A 16,437-nucleotide genomic window follows, 5' to 3' on the forward strand; every position below is an offset into this window, starting at 1 on the left:
ATGGCACATAACCTATATTACAACGAGCGGACAGAGAAACACAGTTTCTTCACCGTAAAAGAAAAAGCATGGCATAGCCTTGGTAGAATCATTGAAGATTACCCGACCAGTGCAGAAGCCCTGCAATTTGCGGGGTTAAACTATACCGTGGAAAAACGCCCGCTCTTTACCTTCGACAATGTGAGCTTTGACCTGCTTAAAGCGCTGGCAGATGGAATCGAGCCTGCCGTACCTGTCCCAAATTATTACGCCAACGTCCGAACGGATACAGAAGAGGTGTTAGGGGTAGTGGGAAAAGATTACCAAATCGTACAAAATATCGAAGCTTTTTCTTTCTTTGACAGCATCGTGGGAAATGATGATGGAATAAAATACGAAACAGCAGGTGCTTTAGGAAAAGGAGAACGGGTATTTATTACCGCAAAACTTCCCGACTATATCAGAGTCGGCAGGGATGATCTTATTGAGCAATATCTATTCTTAACCACTTCGCACGATGGTTTTGGAAGTATTACAGCAGCGTTTACGCCTGTAAGAGTCGTTTGTCAAAACACCTTAAATGCAGCTATGAAAAATCAGCATAGTACCATCAAAATCAGGCATACTTCAAGCGCAACCGAAAGGCTAAAGCAAGCACACCAGTTGATGGGAATTAGTAGCCGCCTGGGGCAGGAGATGGAGGAACTCTATAACCATTGGGCAAAAATCCGCATTAACGACAGGGAGATTAAGCAAATGATCGAAGTTGCCATGGCACCAAGCAAAGAAGTGCTCACCAGTCTGCAGGAGGAAAAAAGGGATACATTGTCCTCCCATTACCTAAATATCGTAGAAAATGTCTATGAATTTGCCCTTAGTGCACCCTCACAAATGGAAAGCACCACAAAAGGTACTTTGTTTGGAGCATATAATGCCGTAACAGGTTATTTTCAAAACGTAAAAAAATATATGGATATTGAAGCAAAATTCAAATCCATTATGACAGGGAATGCATTTGGCAAGGCGCGGGCCACGTTTGAATTATGCAATAATTTTGCCCAGTTGGGTGTTAATGCACTGAATTAGGGCTGTTAAATATGATGCCAAAGCACCCGGACCAAGTTGTTTCCGGTGCTTTGGTCTGCCCAAAATTTCGGGCGCCCTGACGGGCCTCAGCTGACACCAATCCGATTAAAAGTACTTTAAGCCTTAGATAACATTTTTTAATAAACATATATTTTTTTTAAATTTCGTAAGCCAGTTTCCAAACTCCTTCACCTTATCTTTTTAAAATTAAGTGCAACTAAATAGGCTAATACTACATTGATGATTTTTTTTATATTTCGGTTTCTTGCCTGGATAAACCATCGTCAATTGACCCCACCTCCCCAGAAATAATTTTATTATAACATCTTCATTTTCAAGGCTCTTACATTTAATTGCGAATTGGTGAATGAGGTCAAATTAATTGGTTAGTCTAATTGAATCTATAACCACTGTTATTATTGCAAATATTAAATAACCGTTATGAACGATAGGGCATTGGAATGTCTTGTTTGTTCCCTCTGCTAATCTCGTTGTATTGAATATCGAAGTTAAACACTGGGTCCATTGAAATAGGCTAAACAATGTCATAAACATGTTGTGTATTTCATGAACCTAAAGAAATAGAATTCATTTACTAAATTTGAACTGAAAACATTCCTCGTTTTTATTGTTAATAGTAATTAAGTAAATCTAATAAAGCCATGAGAAAGAATTTTATCTATTTATCTGTTCTCTTTTTGTTGATTTTTGCTTCATGCATCAAAAACAATGATAATACCGAAAGCGATACGGTAAGAGATTCAGGAACCATACAGATTGACAGGCAAGATATATTGCTATCTGAACCCATATCTAAAGAGCAACAAGCGAACTTAACTCCGGAATCCGTACTCCTCCGACTTAGAGAAGGTAACGGAGATTTCGTTAAAGATAACCTGACTATCCGAAATACAACGCAGAGGGTTAGAAAAGCTTCACTCGGACAGTATCCTAAGGCTGTTATTCTATCTTGTCTTGATTCGAGGGTACCAGTTGAGGATATATTTCATAGTGGTATAGGAAATTTATTTGTTGCGAGGGTAGCAGGGAACATCGTTAATGAGGATATCTTGGGAAGTATGGAATATGCATGCAAAGTTTCTGGTGCAAAACTCGTTTTGGTACTAGGACATGAGTACTGTGGTGCTGTTAAATCAGCTATAGACGGGGTAAAACTAGGAAATATTACCGGATTACTAGCCAAAATAAATCCTGCGGTAATCAAAGCCGGTACCAATTTTAAAGGACACAAGATTTCCTCAAATCCATTATTTGTGGAAGCAGTTTGCGATGAGAACGTGAAAGTTGCCATCGATCAAATACGCGAGCGTAGCCCAATCTTAAAGGAGATGGAAATGGACAAAAAAATTATGCTGGTTGGAGCGGTTTATGATATGAAAACAGGCAAAGTTGAGATACTTAATACACCATTATAGCCATTACTTAAGCTAAATCTCGACTATTTATCATTTGCTATGACTCATTTTCCGTTTATCAATTATTCAACTTTTTGATACTCCAATGTTCCAGTCTTATCACTGCTAATTATCCTTTTTTTCGCATCGAAATAATCTACATCAAAACCAATCGAAATGATACTGATTTTAATAGTTAATTTTTTATTGTCATCAGATAGTTTCCACTTTCCCTTTCGTGAATTATCACCGTTGATACCCTTAAAAATGCCTCCATCCTCAAATACCTGAATACCTGATAAGTATCCTTAGGTTGATCAACAACGCCATTCCTCGTCGATTTAACGAGTTTCCATTTCCCAAGAAGTTGGGTGGAAGTTTGTGCATAACCTGTAAATCCTGCTATGCAAAATAAAAGAGTGATAAAAATCTTCATGTTTTTCTTTTTATAATTTGACAGATATCTAATCTTAACAACAATGTAATACTGCAATAGTTTGTTTCAAAGAAACAGGTTTATTTCGTCTTTGACATATTTATTAATGTTGGATGTTCTTTTTCTTAACCAAAATAATTTTGCTTACAGTAGACTTGTATTGGTAATTACTTTTGTTCTGCTGATAGGCTATTTTTAACTTTAAAAAAATACGTTTATTTGGATGTTAATTATCATCTAAACTTTGCGGTAATATAAAGCAATTGACTTCATTTGACTTCATGTAATAACCTAACAAAAAGCACTCCGCTATCATACCTTTCACGACATCAAGGAATCCGCTTTATGGCTGCTAAAATTATAAGACACCAGTTCCGGAAAGTTTAAATTGATATGGATATTTATTAAAATGATTATCTTTCCGCTTGATAGGTAAATGATCATTAGGGGCTCCCGTTACAACCAACCATAAGTATTTCGTATTTTTTGGAACTTTGAAATAAACTTTACCATTTGTATCACTATTCATATCTCCATAAATCCGCCTCCCATTCTTTTTATAGGCAACAAACCCATATCTCCAACCTGCTCTACTTTTGTCTGTCTTGAATTGGTTTAGTGAGTCTATCAATCCTGAAAACTGAATCGATACCGATTGGTCCTTGTCTGGAACCCGTAATTTAATTGCATTGTATCCATAATCTTCTGGTATTTCAGCTTTAGTAATTTTTAACCACCCATCTTGTGTAGAGTCTACTTTGCTGTGGTGTTGATTAATATATTTTGCTGCTACTGATTTAACTCGTTTAATATCCCATGTTATGAATTTACCAGAAGCATCGAAAATTTCTTTATTAAACTGTTCCTGGTTAAGATGATTGACTCTCTTATAGGTTAATACAGGGTCTTCGCCCTTTCTTACTTCTTGCAAAAGCTTTCCATAAAATTCCTTACCATGTTTTTCTGCCCAGTATTCTAGTACAAATGGCGAATGGTATGCATTTTCAGGATGTAAAAAAGCATGATATGTGTTATTTAAAAATGCTTTTAAATGAAAATTTTCGAAGGTAAGCCACTCGGGATAAACCTGCCATAAAACATATTGCGCACCCATTTCATTTATCGGTCCGTCATAACTCACATCCCCATTGTCACACCTCGCCAAAAATTGAAAAACATGGCCCAGTTCGTGTGCGAGTACGCCATACGGTTGTGGATTCAAACGGACTGCGGGGCACCATAAAATGCCAACTTTCTTTTCTTCTCCGCCGCCATAAGCAGTTGAAGTCTTCCCTCCGGTAATAAAAACCAGTATTTTATACTTATCACTAATAGAACTGCCTTTTTTTACCAGTTTCAACTCATCTACATAATAATTGTAAAACCGTTCCAGCTCGTTAATGGAATGTTTGATATCAAATCTTTTATTTTGAACTTCGTTAACTAATGGGTTATCTCCATATTCCTTTGACCAGTAAATTTTAAAATTTTCGGATTCTGCACTTCTTTTGTTGCTGTATTCACTATTGTTATCCGCGAAATCATTGTTTTTTGGTACCGTTGAGATTTTATTTGGTAGATAAACCTCCTTGCCTGGTTTTGGATTTGCGAATGCGTGTATGGATAACTGCAGGAGAAGAATCAATAAAAGTTTAGGTTTCATTTTAATAGGATTGATCATTTTGTATATCGATGATTTGGAAAGGTAAATAGGTAAAAATGGTGTTTTATTTGGTAGCGGTAAGTTTAAGTACCACACTCGCTCGTCTGTCGTTTACCTCCGGATTAAATCCTACTTTCATCAGAAAATCTCCGGAATAGGTTTTGGTGCTATCGATTGGGGAACGCATATTTGGATAAAGGCTTACTTCTTGTATTTTATATAATACTTGAGGATTCAAGCCCTTCAATTTTATTGGTATTGCTTGCCTGGTTGCATTTCTGGTGGCCACAAAATAGCTGAATACAACTGCTTCATTTTTAGCTTCATTCACATAGGCAATAGCGGCTACATCGTTTTCGTAAGGGTTCTGAAGTCTGAACTGCTGGCCATGCCAAACTGTTTGCTTGAATTCATTATAATCCCGGACGGCGTTTTTGCTAAAGGCCAAATCATCTTTCGATAGTTCATTCACCCTAACATCATAACCTAATTTTCCCATCATGGCTACATCGGTTTTGAATTTAATTGGTTGCTTTCCCATATCGGTTACATGGTTATCAACAGCTATAGAAGGGAAATAATAGGAGTATTCCCATTGAATAAAAATTCTGTCAAATGGATTTGTATTGTCACTTGGCCAAAACTCGGTAAAGTATTTTAACGCTGAATAATCCACTCTCGAACCGCCTCCGGCGCATAACATCATAGGTGTTTTTGGGTATTTTGCTCTTATCCTTTCCAATACTTTGTTAAGGCCATTTACATATTCAATATAAAAATGGTCTTGATTTTTTATGGTCGGAGAATGCGCATTGTATATCAGAGAATTACAATCCCACTTGATGAAGGCAAGGTCCGGAACCTGCTGAAAAGTTTGATCCACCACATTAAAAATAAAATCCTGAACAGCCTTGTTTGTCAGATCCAAAACCAATTGATTGCGCATGTAATATTCTTCTCTTCCTGGTTGTCTGATAATCCACTCCGGATGTTTTTCATACAATTCACTCTTTGGGTTAACCATTTCCGGCTCCAGCCAGATGCCGAATTTTACTCCATTTTTACTCGCTTCTTTCCCCAGTGCACTAATTCCACCTTTCAGTTTTTTACGGTTGAAATCCCAGTCGCCCAAACCCGATGTTGAGCCGTTTCTCGGGTATTTATTCCCAAACCAGCCATCATCCAATAAAAAAACATCAACGCCCAGGTTTTTAGTATCCTGAATTAGCGCATTCAGTTTGGCATCATTAAAATCAAAATATGTGGTTTCCCAATTGTTTAGTAATGTGGATCTTTGTCCTTTACCATCAAGTATTTGGTAAGTTCTTGCCCAATTATGGAGGTTTCTGCTCGCCAGACCTTTTCCATTTTTTGAGTAAGTGTATACAAAGCGAGGGGTTACAAATTTTTCCCCTGGTTTTAAGGTGTAATTGGATGAGAAATTATTGATGCCGGCGGTTAATCTTAAATAGTAATCATCGAACTTTTCAAAATCCAATTTAAAATTTCCTGTCCACTCCAGCGATCCGGCTATCACTTCCCCTTCGTCTTCAGTGGAATGATTGTTTAAGGAGAGCATGAATGATGAAGAATGAAGAAGATTGGTTCTCGTACCCAGCTTGGAATCCAATGTTCGGATACCGTGCAATAGCTCCTGTTCTTCAGATCTCATTTCCCTCATGGCACTACTGTATTGGTTTTTTAGAAAAAACTTCCGACCGGCAAGCGTAAGGTTGGCAGATGCGTATTTATTCAAAATTACTTTGCTTTTCTCATCATGCTGAAATTCTGCCCATTGTTCTATTACATCTTCATTATAGTAACTTAAGTAATTTAAGGTAACATTAAACTTATATTTAACATCCTGCAAATGGATAGATGTAAGGTATCTGTTTTCATCAATCTTGGTTTTAACTACCGACTTAAAAGTGAGAACCGTAGATTTATTCCCATCTGCGTGAGTAACGCTCAAGGCAGGCTCGAGCAGGTTAGTGCTTCCCGAAGCAATATAGGCTTCTCTTTTATTAAAAAGGTCATCAGAGCCTGGCTTGTACTTGTCTAAACCAGCAATGGAAGTGTACTCATTTACATTTATAATCTTTTCGCCAAAGTAATTTGATACAAGTGAATTCTTATCATCGGTAGCTAACGCGAGAACATTATTTTTAGTTTCTATTAGAATTTGTTGCTGCGCCATACTCACGTTTTGCTTACAAAAAAGAATCAGGGAACTATATAAAAGGTGTTTGAATTTCATTTTAATGATTTTATGCGGTTTATCAGACCGTCTTATGGTCTGTTTTGATATTGAGTTTTTTGGTTAAAATTTTTGGCTGCCCATACTTACAAATGAAAGGGTACGCCAGTAATGACATATTGCATACCTTTTATTGTTTCAAATTCAATCTGGTCATTATTCACTATTCTAAAATCAACACTTTTTCCGAGTTTGGTCTTAACCTGAGCCATTTTTATGTTTTTTAGGTAAAGTATACATTTGCTTCCTGAACCAGAGGTGATTTGAGAAGTAATCATTCCTCCTTTGGCCCACGCAATATCGACAGTGAAATTTCCTTTCGCCTTTAGTCCTGAAACTTTTCCTTTAGGCCAGGCGGAAGGCAGTGCCGGCAACAGTTGCAGCTTACCAAGATGACTTTGTAAAAGCATCTCTGTAACTGCTGCGGTTATACCGAAATTTCCATCTATTTGAAAGGGCGGACCATTTAGCAGATTTTCGTACACACCTCCTTCAGTATAAGTGATTTCTGTGGATTTAATGTGCACCAGGCTGTTTTTAAGTAATTGATGTGCATGATCTCCATCTAATAGCCTTGCCCAGCAGGCCAAACGCCAGGCTAGCGCCCATCCTGTGGAAAAATCACCCCTGCCGATCAAAGAGGTTTTGGCTGCGTTACTATAAACGGTGTCTATCAATGGCGAAATTTGTGATCCCGGATATAACGCGATCAGATGAGAAAGGTGTCTATGGGTATTTTTCGGACCGGAATGTTTTTTTTCAACCGCTTCATTGTTCCACTCCATCAGTTGACCCCAGGTACCAATTTTGGTTCCTTTATCTAATTTTGCAAGCGTACTTTTTAATTCGTTACGATATTCGGAATCTATGCCGAGTTCTTCCGTCGCCTTGATGGTATTGGTAAAAAGATCGAAAATGAGCTGTTGAGCATAAGCAACACCTCCCTCTACATTCCATGGACCAATCTCCGGAGACCATTCCTTGGGCGCCACCAAGCCGGATTCCGACTGCACGAGTCTGCCCAGCCAGAAATCACAAGCACCTTTCATTACCGGATAGGCTGTTTTTTTAAGATAGGTTTTATCAAGTGTAAATGCATAATGTTGCCAAAGATGCATACTGTACCAGGCATTTGCCGGCCTTGTTTTTGCCCAATCGCCAAAGCCAAAAATATTATTTTGCACCCATTGCGACCAACCTTCCGTTCCATCATCTTTAGCGGCTTTTCTCCAAGAAGGCTGTACCATAGCCTCATTATAAAGGTAATTTAAAAGGGTGCCATGAAGCTCAGATAGGTTCGTGATCTCTGCAGGCCAATAATTCATTTGAACGTTGATATCGCTATGCAAGTCGGCTTGCCACGCGGGATTGTCGGAATTGTTCCATAGCCCCTGCAAATTAGAAGGAAGCGCCATGCCCCGGGCAGAAGAAATCATAAGGTATCGTCCATACTGATAGTATAAGCTTTCCAAATAAGGATTTTGAGCGTCTTTGTTATAAGAAGCTTGCAATTCATCTGTTGGCAAATTTTGATCAGTTCCACCAATATCAAGTGATACCCTTTTGAAAAGAGATTGATAATCATTCACATGCGTAGTTAATAGTTCATGGAAAGGTTTTTTCCATGCTGCATGGTTTCGCTGCGCTATATTTAATTTCAATTTTTCTTTATTAAAACCAACATAACCAGGTGCCGCAGGATCATAGTTTGTACCTAAAGAAAGAATTAAAGTTACCGCATCAGCATCTTTTACGATAAGCTTGTTTTCCTTTGCAGTCACTTTTCCCCCGGAGTTTTTGACTGAAAGTATTGCAGCGTAATCTAAAATATCCAGCTTTCCATCTTGATGGATTTTGTTACCGCTGGCTTTTACTACAGCTTTTTTTGAATCTTTGATTTGTGCTGAAAAGGAAATCTTCTGCTTTCCGTTACTTGTTAACCTGATCGTAATGATCTGATCGACATAACTTGCGAAATATTCTCGGAGGAAAGTATTCCCGTTTGCCTGAAAAGAAACCCGTGACACCCCGGAATCTAAGTCTAACTCCCTTTTATAGTTACTGTACTGATTTAATCCCTCAAACTCGAGCAACAAATCCCCAAAATTTTGATAAGATCCCCGCTTGGTTGTGCTACCCGTCCACAGTGTTTTGTCATTGTATTGAATCTGATCCTTATCTACTCCTCCAAAAAGCATTGCACCAATAAGTCCATTGCCAATTGGTAATGCTTGGCTCATCCATTTCTCTGCAGGTTTTTTGTACCATAACTTAAGTTTAGTTGTGCTACGCACTCCTTCAAATTTGCCTTGCTGAGCCTGAAGGGTTTGAAAGAAAAGTAAAAAAGCTATTATTAATTTTATTTTCATTGGATTAAAATTTCTGGATCGATCAGTATTGATTCAATCTTATAACTGTTTAAATATTAATTGGGTTATTATCAATACTCAGCCACCATTCTCCAAATGGATAACATGGATTTATCGATGAGTTGGATACGTCGTGCACACGGAATACGTTAACCATCTGTTGCGTTATTCATTTTCATTTGGATTAGAAATACCAATTGCTGACATCGCTTATTTTTCAGCCACGGGGGTTCGTCTATCCGGATAATTATTGAAAAGCGTTTGGAGATGCTGCCGAATAGTGGCATACTCTTTATTTTCATATAAATTTACCCGTTCTGAAGGATCCCAGCTTAGGTTGTACAATTCGTAGAAGTTGTTTTTTTCTTTGTCTTTGGTAACCCTAAGTTTCCAATCCCCATCTTTAACACCTTCCAAAAGATAAGCATAATAATAAATGGGGCGGTGAGCCTTATCATAATGTTTTTGGCTTAGTTCGCCAGTGATAGACTGCCCATCTAAAATCCTGTTTGGAAGTTTTGTTTTGGTCCATGCGGCCAAAGTAGGTAATATATCCAGGTTGGATATTGGTGTTCTCAAAATTTTACCAGGTGAAGTATGTCCTTTCCAATAAGCAATAAAGGGCACCCTGCAACCACCTTCATAGGACAAGCTTTTCCATCCTTTGAATATCCCGGCAGCGCCAACATGGTATGCCCTTGTCAATCCGTCTTCGTACATTCTTTTTGGAGCATTAATCCATGGTCCGTTATCGCTACTGAAAATAAAAATCGTATTATCCTCCTGGCCTGCCTGAATTACAGCATTCCAAACCTCAGCCAAACCCTTGTCCATATCCTCAATTACATCTCCTAGCGCTCCACCAGCACTTTCCTTTTTCCTATTTTTCATCGCTCCCCAGGCTACTGGTAGATGCGGCATATTTTGCGCCAGGTATAGGAAGAATGGTTTTTTCTCTCTCGCCGATTGTTTAATAAAGCTGATGCTCTCTTTAGTATAATTTGCCGTTAGAAGACTATCGTGAGGCTGATAAACTTCAGGTGTCTGATTTCTGAAAATTTTGATGACTGTATCTGTTTTTACGTATGGTGATCGATAATCATGGCTGTATAACATACCATAAAACAGGTCAAATCCTTGTTTATTAGGCAATCCGGTTCCATAATCGCCTATATGCCATTTTCCTATACAAGCTGTTTTGTAGCCTGATGTTTTGAGCATTTCGGCGATGGTAACTTCTTCATCTGGTATAGCCGTTTTTTCGCCAGGACTCAAAACATAATTCAGGTTTGACCTACTGCAATATCTTCCCGTGAGTAATGATACACGGGATGGAGAGCAGGTAGGAGAAGTTACTACGTAATTTGTTGCCATAACACCTCTGTGCGCCATATCATCAAGAAATTTAGTTTGGATCAATGGATTGCCAAAAGCTGATATATCACTGTAGCCCATATCATCGGTAAGCACATAAATGATATTTGGTCTTCCTTGGGCAGAGCCGTAGTGAATAAAAAAACACGATAAGATAAAAGTCAGTAATATGGTTTTAAATACAGTCATAATTAGGATTAATAGGTGATTTTTATCTTCTCTGCATTTTAGCTATTCGCTTTATGTTTTTTAAATTTATTATTTTTACCGAAATCTACTGTTGAGCAAATCTCCATTTCTGTGCATTGTTACCATTACTCTGAAACAGTTGTATTGTCGCTCCATTTGCAGTATTGGTATTTTGAACGTCAATTCTAGAATTGGGTGCAACTGCCGGAGCAAGCTCATAACCCCCGCCTAATTCAGGTTTTATTTTCCATTTTTGACTGTTGGTGCCGGCGTAGGTACCAATCTGTATCTGAGCTCCATTTGCACTGCTTCCCCCGGCAACTTCCAATGCTTTTGTTAATGCATGCAGTGGTTCCAGTTTATAATACCCATCAGTCAGGGCAGTAACTTTCCAAACTTGGTTATTTGGAGCAGGTACTTGAGAGTTCCATAACAAAGTACGTGTTCCATCTGCCGTATTACCTCCAGCAACATCAATCACACTCGTATTATTTAAAAAAGTGAAAAGCTTGTAATTGTTGCCTGAAATAATTGGCGACGGGAATAAGTTATTCACTACAGGTTGATTTGCCGCAAAGGTGTAAACCACATTTTTATCTATCGTGGTTCCATTTGCAAATACAAATTTCAATCTCAGTTGTGTAGTATCTGTGGTATTGAAAAAGTCGTTCAAAGGAGATTCTACCTTAAAGCTGTCAATCCCGACTATACTTCCGGTAAAAGTAAGGGCGTCATAATCCAGATTCACACCATATGGCTTTATATCATGGTAGGCTATAACTTTGACTACCGGCATACTGGATTCAAACTTTCCGGAAACGCTAAATATATTATTGGTGGTAATCGCTTTTGCGCTGTTAAAACTTACAGTTTGTGGGGTATACCAGTCGCTCCTTGTGGTGGTACTCAAAACTTGGCATCTCGATAGTATAGCACAGTCTGCTGCAGAAAGGAAAGTTGGTTTGCCATCGTAGGTATACACGCCGTTACCCATCAATGCTGTACCTAGAGTGGCTTTTGTAGATTTTGTTTCCCCATTGTGTGGAAGGTTTAAGGCATGGCCAAGTTCATGCGCCTCGCCACCACCACGAAGTAATGTGCTGCCTAGCGCTGGGTAATCGATGACCAAGCAGTTTGTTCCGCTTCCGTAATAAGCCTGAGAAATCCCCGGGCCATATTCCGGCGTGAAAATAATGTTATGGAGACTTTTCTTTTCAGTTGGATGCAGCTGGTAATAGGCCTCAATTTCCTGAACGATTCTTCCGCCCTGAGCAGCAGGGTAGTATGCTTTTGGCTGGGTACCTCTAACGACAATAATGTTCAGTTTTCCGTTTGGCCGATCGAGACCGAATGACAGTCTTCCATAACCCTCTCTGGCCATGTTAACCGCATAAAACTCTTGGATATCTTCCATAATAATGGAAAGTCTTTTTTTGTAATTTGCTAACGTATCCAAATCAGTTGGTACGAAATATACCACATTTACTTTGTAAGGGTTGCTATCCCATTCATTAGCGGTTGTGGTGCTGGTTTGAGTAGGTTCCCCTATCCCTATTTCACTAACTTTCTTACAGGAATAGGTTAACATCAAAACGAGAAATGAAAGCGGAAGAATGAGTTTTTTCATAATTGGGACGTTTAGTTTTAATATTTAATTGATTTCGGACGCATATTTATTGAGTAGTGCAGTACAAACTTCAAAGCTGCTCCCTTCCGTTTTTGTTGGAAATTTCTTTCTTTCCAATACCCATCTATCCTCAAATTCATGTGTTTTTTTCTTAAATGCTTTGTCATCGAATTTTGAACCGTTCCTTACCGACAAGAATATTTCGTCGAAAAACATCTCCCATCTTTTTTTATAAAAATCACCGGTAAGGCCAGCCCAGCTTCGATTTGCATAATCATTAAGCGATCGTTGATTTCCGCCCCATACAGTGATCAGCAGTTTAGCATCTTTTTCATAATATGCCTTTTCAGCGTCGTTTTTTCCTAATTTTCGGGCATCCTCAATCCATTTTCCCAATAGCATAGTGGGCTGGGTGGCCAATAATCTGTCTACATCATCAATTACCGTTAACATTTGGGCTTGTTTAATCTTCATTTCCATGGTATCGCGTTTCTCGTAGGCCACAGAAAACTTTTCATTGAGTGATTTAAAATGATTTCCCAATAATTGCCATCCCACATTCACCGCATCGTAATCTGAGGCGTGGTTTCGGCTTAACTTGGGATCGAGTAATTTATTCCATATTGCAAAAAGGGCTTTGTTCGAGTAACCAAAGTTCGAATTAGGTGTCCAGTGGCTGTTGCCCTTCAATGCCGGTTTTGCATTGATTAAGATACCCTGACCCAATTGCGTTGGTTTATTATAAACATCGCTAACCAACGACTTCCAGGCATCCCTGTTGCTGCTGTCTGTTCTCCCAAGCCTTCTGTCTGCCCAATTGGCTGTCCATTGCGTTACATCCGTTTTTCCCGTGCTCCATGCCTTTTCGAAAACATAATCATACATTATGGGGTTAACATCAAAGCCTTCTAATGTAGAACCAACGCCTGTTAGGTTGCCTCCACCATTTATTAAGGCATTTTCCATTCTGTCTTCTACGGTTTGCAGATTACCAACCATCATGGTATTGCCACCAAAATTGCCCAGATAACACCATATATAGGGTTGGTTAAAATAGGATTCAGTAAGTTTCCATACTTCGGTTCTTTCTCCATAATAATCAAGCAAAGTCATCTTGCCTTGTGGAACCGCTTTCAGATACGCCTTAATGCGTTCATTTGTCCACTCTTTTCGCATGTAATAAAATACCCAGGTCATCTGAAGCCATTCTGCATTCGGATCTATCGCCTTCATAGAACTGTAAATGACATCGGCTGCACTCGCCAGATATTCAGGCTTCCAGCTTGGTGGAGTAACTTCGTTAAATGGATCGGCTCCATAAATATGATCAGTTCCAAATTCTTTGGTTTGCTCTTCGAGGAAGGACTTTTGTATTTGTTTAAATAGAGGATCTAACGGATCGAGAAAGTGGCTATAGTATTCCTTACTAAATCCTCCCCACGTTCCTAAATCATTAATTTTAGCATTAGGATATTTAGCTTTCAGGATTTCCGGAACATGGCCTGCAAAGGCGGGCAGAATGGGTTTCATATTCAGTTCCCGCTCTCTTTTAACAATCTTTTTTTGTAACTGAAGTTGATTATCTAACCATGACTTAGGAAGCGGTCCATCCCAGTGATCTATATTAGACATTCTATGCCAAGGCAGAAAAGCTGGCCCGGTAAAATAACTGCGAATCTCCTGATCACTTAAGCCCATTTTAGACCATACCTTATACCATATAGCTTCCTGCCCGGTAATGGATAGGGGCATATTTATGCCGTTCAATGCCATCCAGTCAATCAGGTGCTCCCAATCTTGCCAATCCCACCAGGGCATAGTGTAACCAAATGTGCAATAATTAAGGAAAAAACGATTCTTAACTCTCGCTTCCTGATTAACTTTCGCACTTAACACAGGCATTGATTCTGGTAGGTCAATTACATCATCTTTGTACCAAGAAACACTGGTGTTGCAGTAATACTTTAGATAATGATTGAGCCCGTAAGCCATAGAATTATAGCTGTTACCCTTAATAACCAATTTTCCATTTATACTTTCCAGCTCAAAAAAGTCTTTTCCGTTACTGGCTTGTGATTGCTCAAATGTTATATTTTTGGAATATGGTTTAGCTATCCTTTTTGCTAAATCTTCAATAGGGCTGGCAGCTCTGGTTAGGCATGCGGCGCATAGTAATATCAAGACCAGATAACTCTTTATGTGAGTTGATTTTATCATGTGTTTATTTTGGGCGGTGAATAAATGGTTGCGAAAGTATTTTCGATTTAAATAACTATTGTAGTGTTGGGTCAAATGAACCGCCCCAGTCTTTGTTTTGTTGCAATTTGTTCGCATTGGCGATTATGCTTTGCTGGATAGGAGCAAAGTAGTATTTCTCTGGTAGGATATTGAGTTTATTACCTGTTTGCGGTACCGATAGCGGCACATACTTGAAGTTTTCTTCCAACAATTGATTGGTCTGGCCTAATGGTCTTGCTTTTGAGAGCGACATTTCAGTTCCGTTTGCTTCAATAGCAACAGCTTCCAGACCTGTTTTGCCTTTGTTGTCAAGCAAACTAAACATCCTCCATCTTCGAAGGTCATTGAATCTAAATCCCTCAAAACAAAGCTCAATGTTGCGTTCTTCCATAATGGCCTGACGGATTTGAACACGTGTAGTGGCAGTAATTCCATAGTTGCCATTTGTTCCCGCTTCAATACCAGCCCTGGTTCTGATCTGTTTTAGAATATCCAATGCTTCAGTCGGACGATTGGTTTCATTCGCCGCTTCTGCATAATTCAGCATCACCTCGGCGTACCTCATCAGAACGTAATCGATACCATATTGAAGTACGTTAGCTTGCGTAAGAGTCAAATCGCTATTTTTTAGAATGAAGAACCCAGTGTGTACATTGTTGTTTGTAGAGCGTTCTGGTGAGTTTGGATTAATCCCGTTGTTATCAAGGGCATTGGCAATTCCCAAAGCGGTATATTGCCTATATCCGGTGATGGTGCCGGATACTGGATAAGCTTTTGCATTCCAAACTATTGATTTATTAAACCGGGGATCTCTGTTTTTCCAGTATGATTTCAGAAAGTCTGCCTCTGATACAAAATATGCACTCGTTGGGTCGTTGTACAATTTACCGTCTAACATTGGAAAAGCTTTTACAAACTCAAGTGTTGGTGCTGCAGCTACATTTCCTCTGGATAACGATAAAGGCCTGATGCCATTATCCCAATTTGCTGTCTTGTCCGGAAATTGATTAATTACAGAAAAAACAACCTCTGTATTGCGCTCGGCAAGCGATGTATTGGCATAGTCAGCTACCAATTGGTATCCCTGAGCTTTTAGGTCATCATAGGCTTTTTTGTTAACGGTATAGGCATCTGCCCAATACGTGTTATCCCAGGGGTTGTTGGGGTTAAACTGCGGCGAGGCCTTGAAAAGTGACATCCTTGCCTTGAAAGCCAGTGCGAAATTTCCATCAATTTTACCCCAGCTGGATGAAGCAGGCAAATTTCTTTTAGGAAGTAAGCTAATCGCCTTATCCAAATCTTCATACATGAAATCAAAGCATTCCTTTGTCGAGTTTCTGGGTACATTAAGCTCATCTGTAAACCGATCTTGAGGGATTTTAATATAGGGAACACCGCCGTAAGTTCTCACCATTCCAAAATAAAAGTAAGCCCTTAAAAAATAAGCCTCTCCTAAAATTCTATTCTTAGTGGCATCGGGAAGTGTTCCTTTTGGGATATCTAAAAGCGCCTGATTGACCAGTCTGATAGGGGCGTAGTTCCAGTTGCCCAGGCCACCATTGGTGATGGTAACGGCATCCTGAGGGAAATAAATTCCGGACAATTGATCGCTATTGCCATCAGCAGTAACATTATGGTTGCCAAATGCAGTAGGGTATATATTGGTTAGATAGGCATCTGCCAAAAGTGGATCATTCCAAATTTGTTCAGGGTCGTATGCCAATAGATTGTCAACATCAAGTGCTTTTTTACATGCGGATAACATGGTTACCGCCATAAAGAATATAAATATTTTTTTCATTTC

9 protein-coding genes are annotated in these 16,437 nt (G+C 39.1%); 2 read left to right on the forward strand and 7 right to left on the reverse strand.

The features are described 5' to 3' along the window. Positions 1-1,065 (forward strand): DUF932 domain-containing protein, encoded by a 1,065-nt coding sequence (locus tag LUA86_RS16570; protein WP_231464832.1) that lies wholly within the window; start codon positions 1-3, stop codon positions 1,063-1,065. 662 nt (positions 1,066-1,727) lie between these two features. Then, entirely contained in the window at positions 1,728-2,501 is a 774-nt protein-coding gene (locus LUA86_RS16575) for a carbonic anhydrase family protein (RefSeq protein WP_231464834.1), read from the forward strand. Between the two features lie 773 nt (positions 2,502-3,274). Here the strand turns inward: LUA86_RS16575 and LUA86_RS16580 are convergent. The 7 genes from LUA86_RS16580 to LUA86_RS16610 form a co-directional block, all read right to left on the reverse strand. After that, on the reverse strand, positions 3,275-4,579 hold the full coding sequence (locus LUA86_RS16580) for a DUF6055 domain-containing protein (RefSeq protein WP_231464836.1): 1,305 nt from the start codon (positions 4,577-4,579) through the stop codon (positions 3,275-3,277). A 64-nt stretch (positions 4,580-4,643) separates the two neighbouring features. Then, complete coding sequence (locus LUA86_RS16585; RefSeq protein WP_231464838.1) at positions 4,644-6,776, reverse strand: alpha-galactosidase; 2,133 nt, start codon at positions 6,774-6,776, stop codon at positions 4,644-4,646. Between the two features lie 146 nt (positions 6,777-6,922). Beyond that, entirely contained in the window at positions 6,923-9,205 is a 2,283-nt protein-coding gene (locus LUA86_RS16590) for a glycoside hydrolase N-terminal domain-containing protein (RefSeq protein ID WP_231464840.1), read from the reverse strand. Positions 9,206-9,415: 210 nt separating this feature from the next. Further along, positions 9,416-10,768, reverse strand: a complete 1,353-nt coding sequence (locus LUA86_RS16595; RefSeq protein ID WP_231464842.1) for a sulfatase-like hydrolase/transferase — start codon at positions 10,766-10,768, stop codon at positions 9,416-9,418. Positions 10,769-10,853: 85 nt separating this feature from the next. Continuing rightward, on the reverse strand, positions 10,854-12,395 hold the full coding sequence (locus LUA86_RS16600; RefSeq protein WP_231464844.1) for an RICIN domain-containing protein: 1,542 nt from the start codon (positions 12,393-12,395) through the stop codon (positions 10,854-10,856). A 24-nt stretch (positions 12,396-12,419) separates the two neighbouring features. Further along, positions 12,420-14,612, reverse strand: a complete 2,193-nt coding sequence (locus LUA86_RS16605) for an alpha-N-acetylglucosaminidase (protein WP_231464846.1) — start codon at positions 14,610-14,612, stop codon at positions 12,420-12,422. Between the two features lie 55 nt (positions 14,613-14,667). Then, a complete protein-coding gene (locus tag LUA86_RS16610; RefSeq protein ID WP_231464848.1) occupies positions 14,668-16,434 on the reverse strand; it encodes a RagB/SusD family nutrient uptake outer membrane protein in 1,767 nt (588 codons plus the stop codon). Positions 16,435-16,437: the final 3 nt, after the last annotated feature.

The sequence above is a fragment of the Pedobacter sp. Leaf132 genome (assembly GCF_920984695.1).
Lineage (GTDB): Bacteria > Bacteroidota > Bacteroidia > Sphingobacteriales > Sphingobacteriaceae > Pedobacter.

Coding starts and splice junctions, on each gene's coding strand:
- LUA86_RS16580 (WP_231464836.1), bottom strand. CDS start 4,579: ATGAAACCTAAACTTTTATTGATTCTTCTCCTGCAGTTATCCATACAC.
- LUA86_RS16590 (WP_231464840.1), bottom strand. CDS start 9,205: ATGAAAATAAAATTAATAATAGCTTTTTTACTTTTCTTTCAAACCCTT.
- LUA86_RS16610 (WP_231464848.1), bottom strand. CDS start 16,434: ATGAAAAAAATATTTATATTCTTTATGGCGGTAACCATGTTATCCGCA.
- LUA86_RS16575 (WP_231464834.1), top strand. CDS start 1,728: ATGAGAAAGAATTTTATCTATTTATCTGTTCTCTTTTTGTTGATTTTT.
- LUA86_RS16605 (WP_231464846.1), bottom strand. CDS start 14,612: ATGATAAAATCAACTCACATAAAGAGTTATCTGGTCTTGATATTACTA.
- LUA86_RS16570 (WP_231464832.1), top strand. CDS start 1: ATGGCACATAACCTATATTACAACGAGCGGACAGAGAAACACAGTTTC.
- LUA86_RS16600 (WP_231464844.1), bottom strand. CDS start 12,395: ATGAAAAAACTCATTCTTCCGCTTTCATTTCTCGTTTTGATGTTAACC.
- LUA86_RS16595 (WP_231464842.1), bottom strand. CDS start 10,768: ATGACTGTATTTAAAACCATATTACTGACTTTTATCTTATCGTGTTTT.
- LUA86_RS16585 (WP_231464838.1), bottom strand. CDS start 6,776: ATGGCGCAGCAACAAATTCTAATAGAAACTAAAAATAATGTTCTCGCG.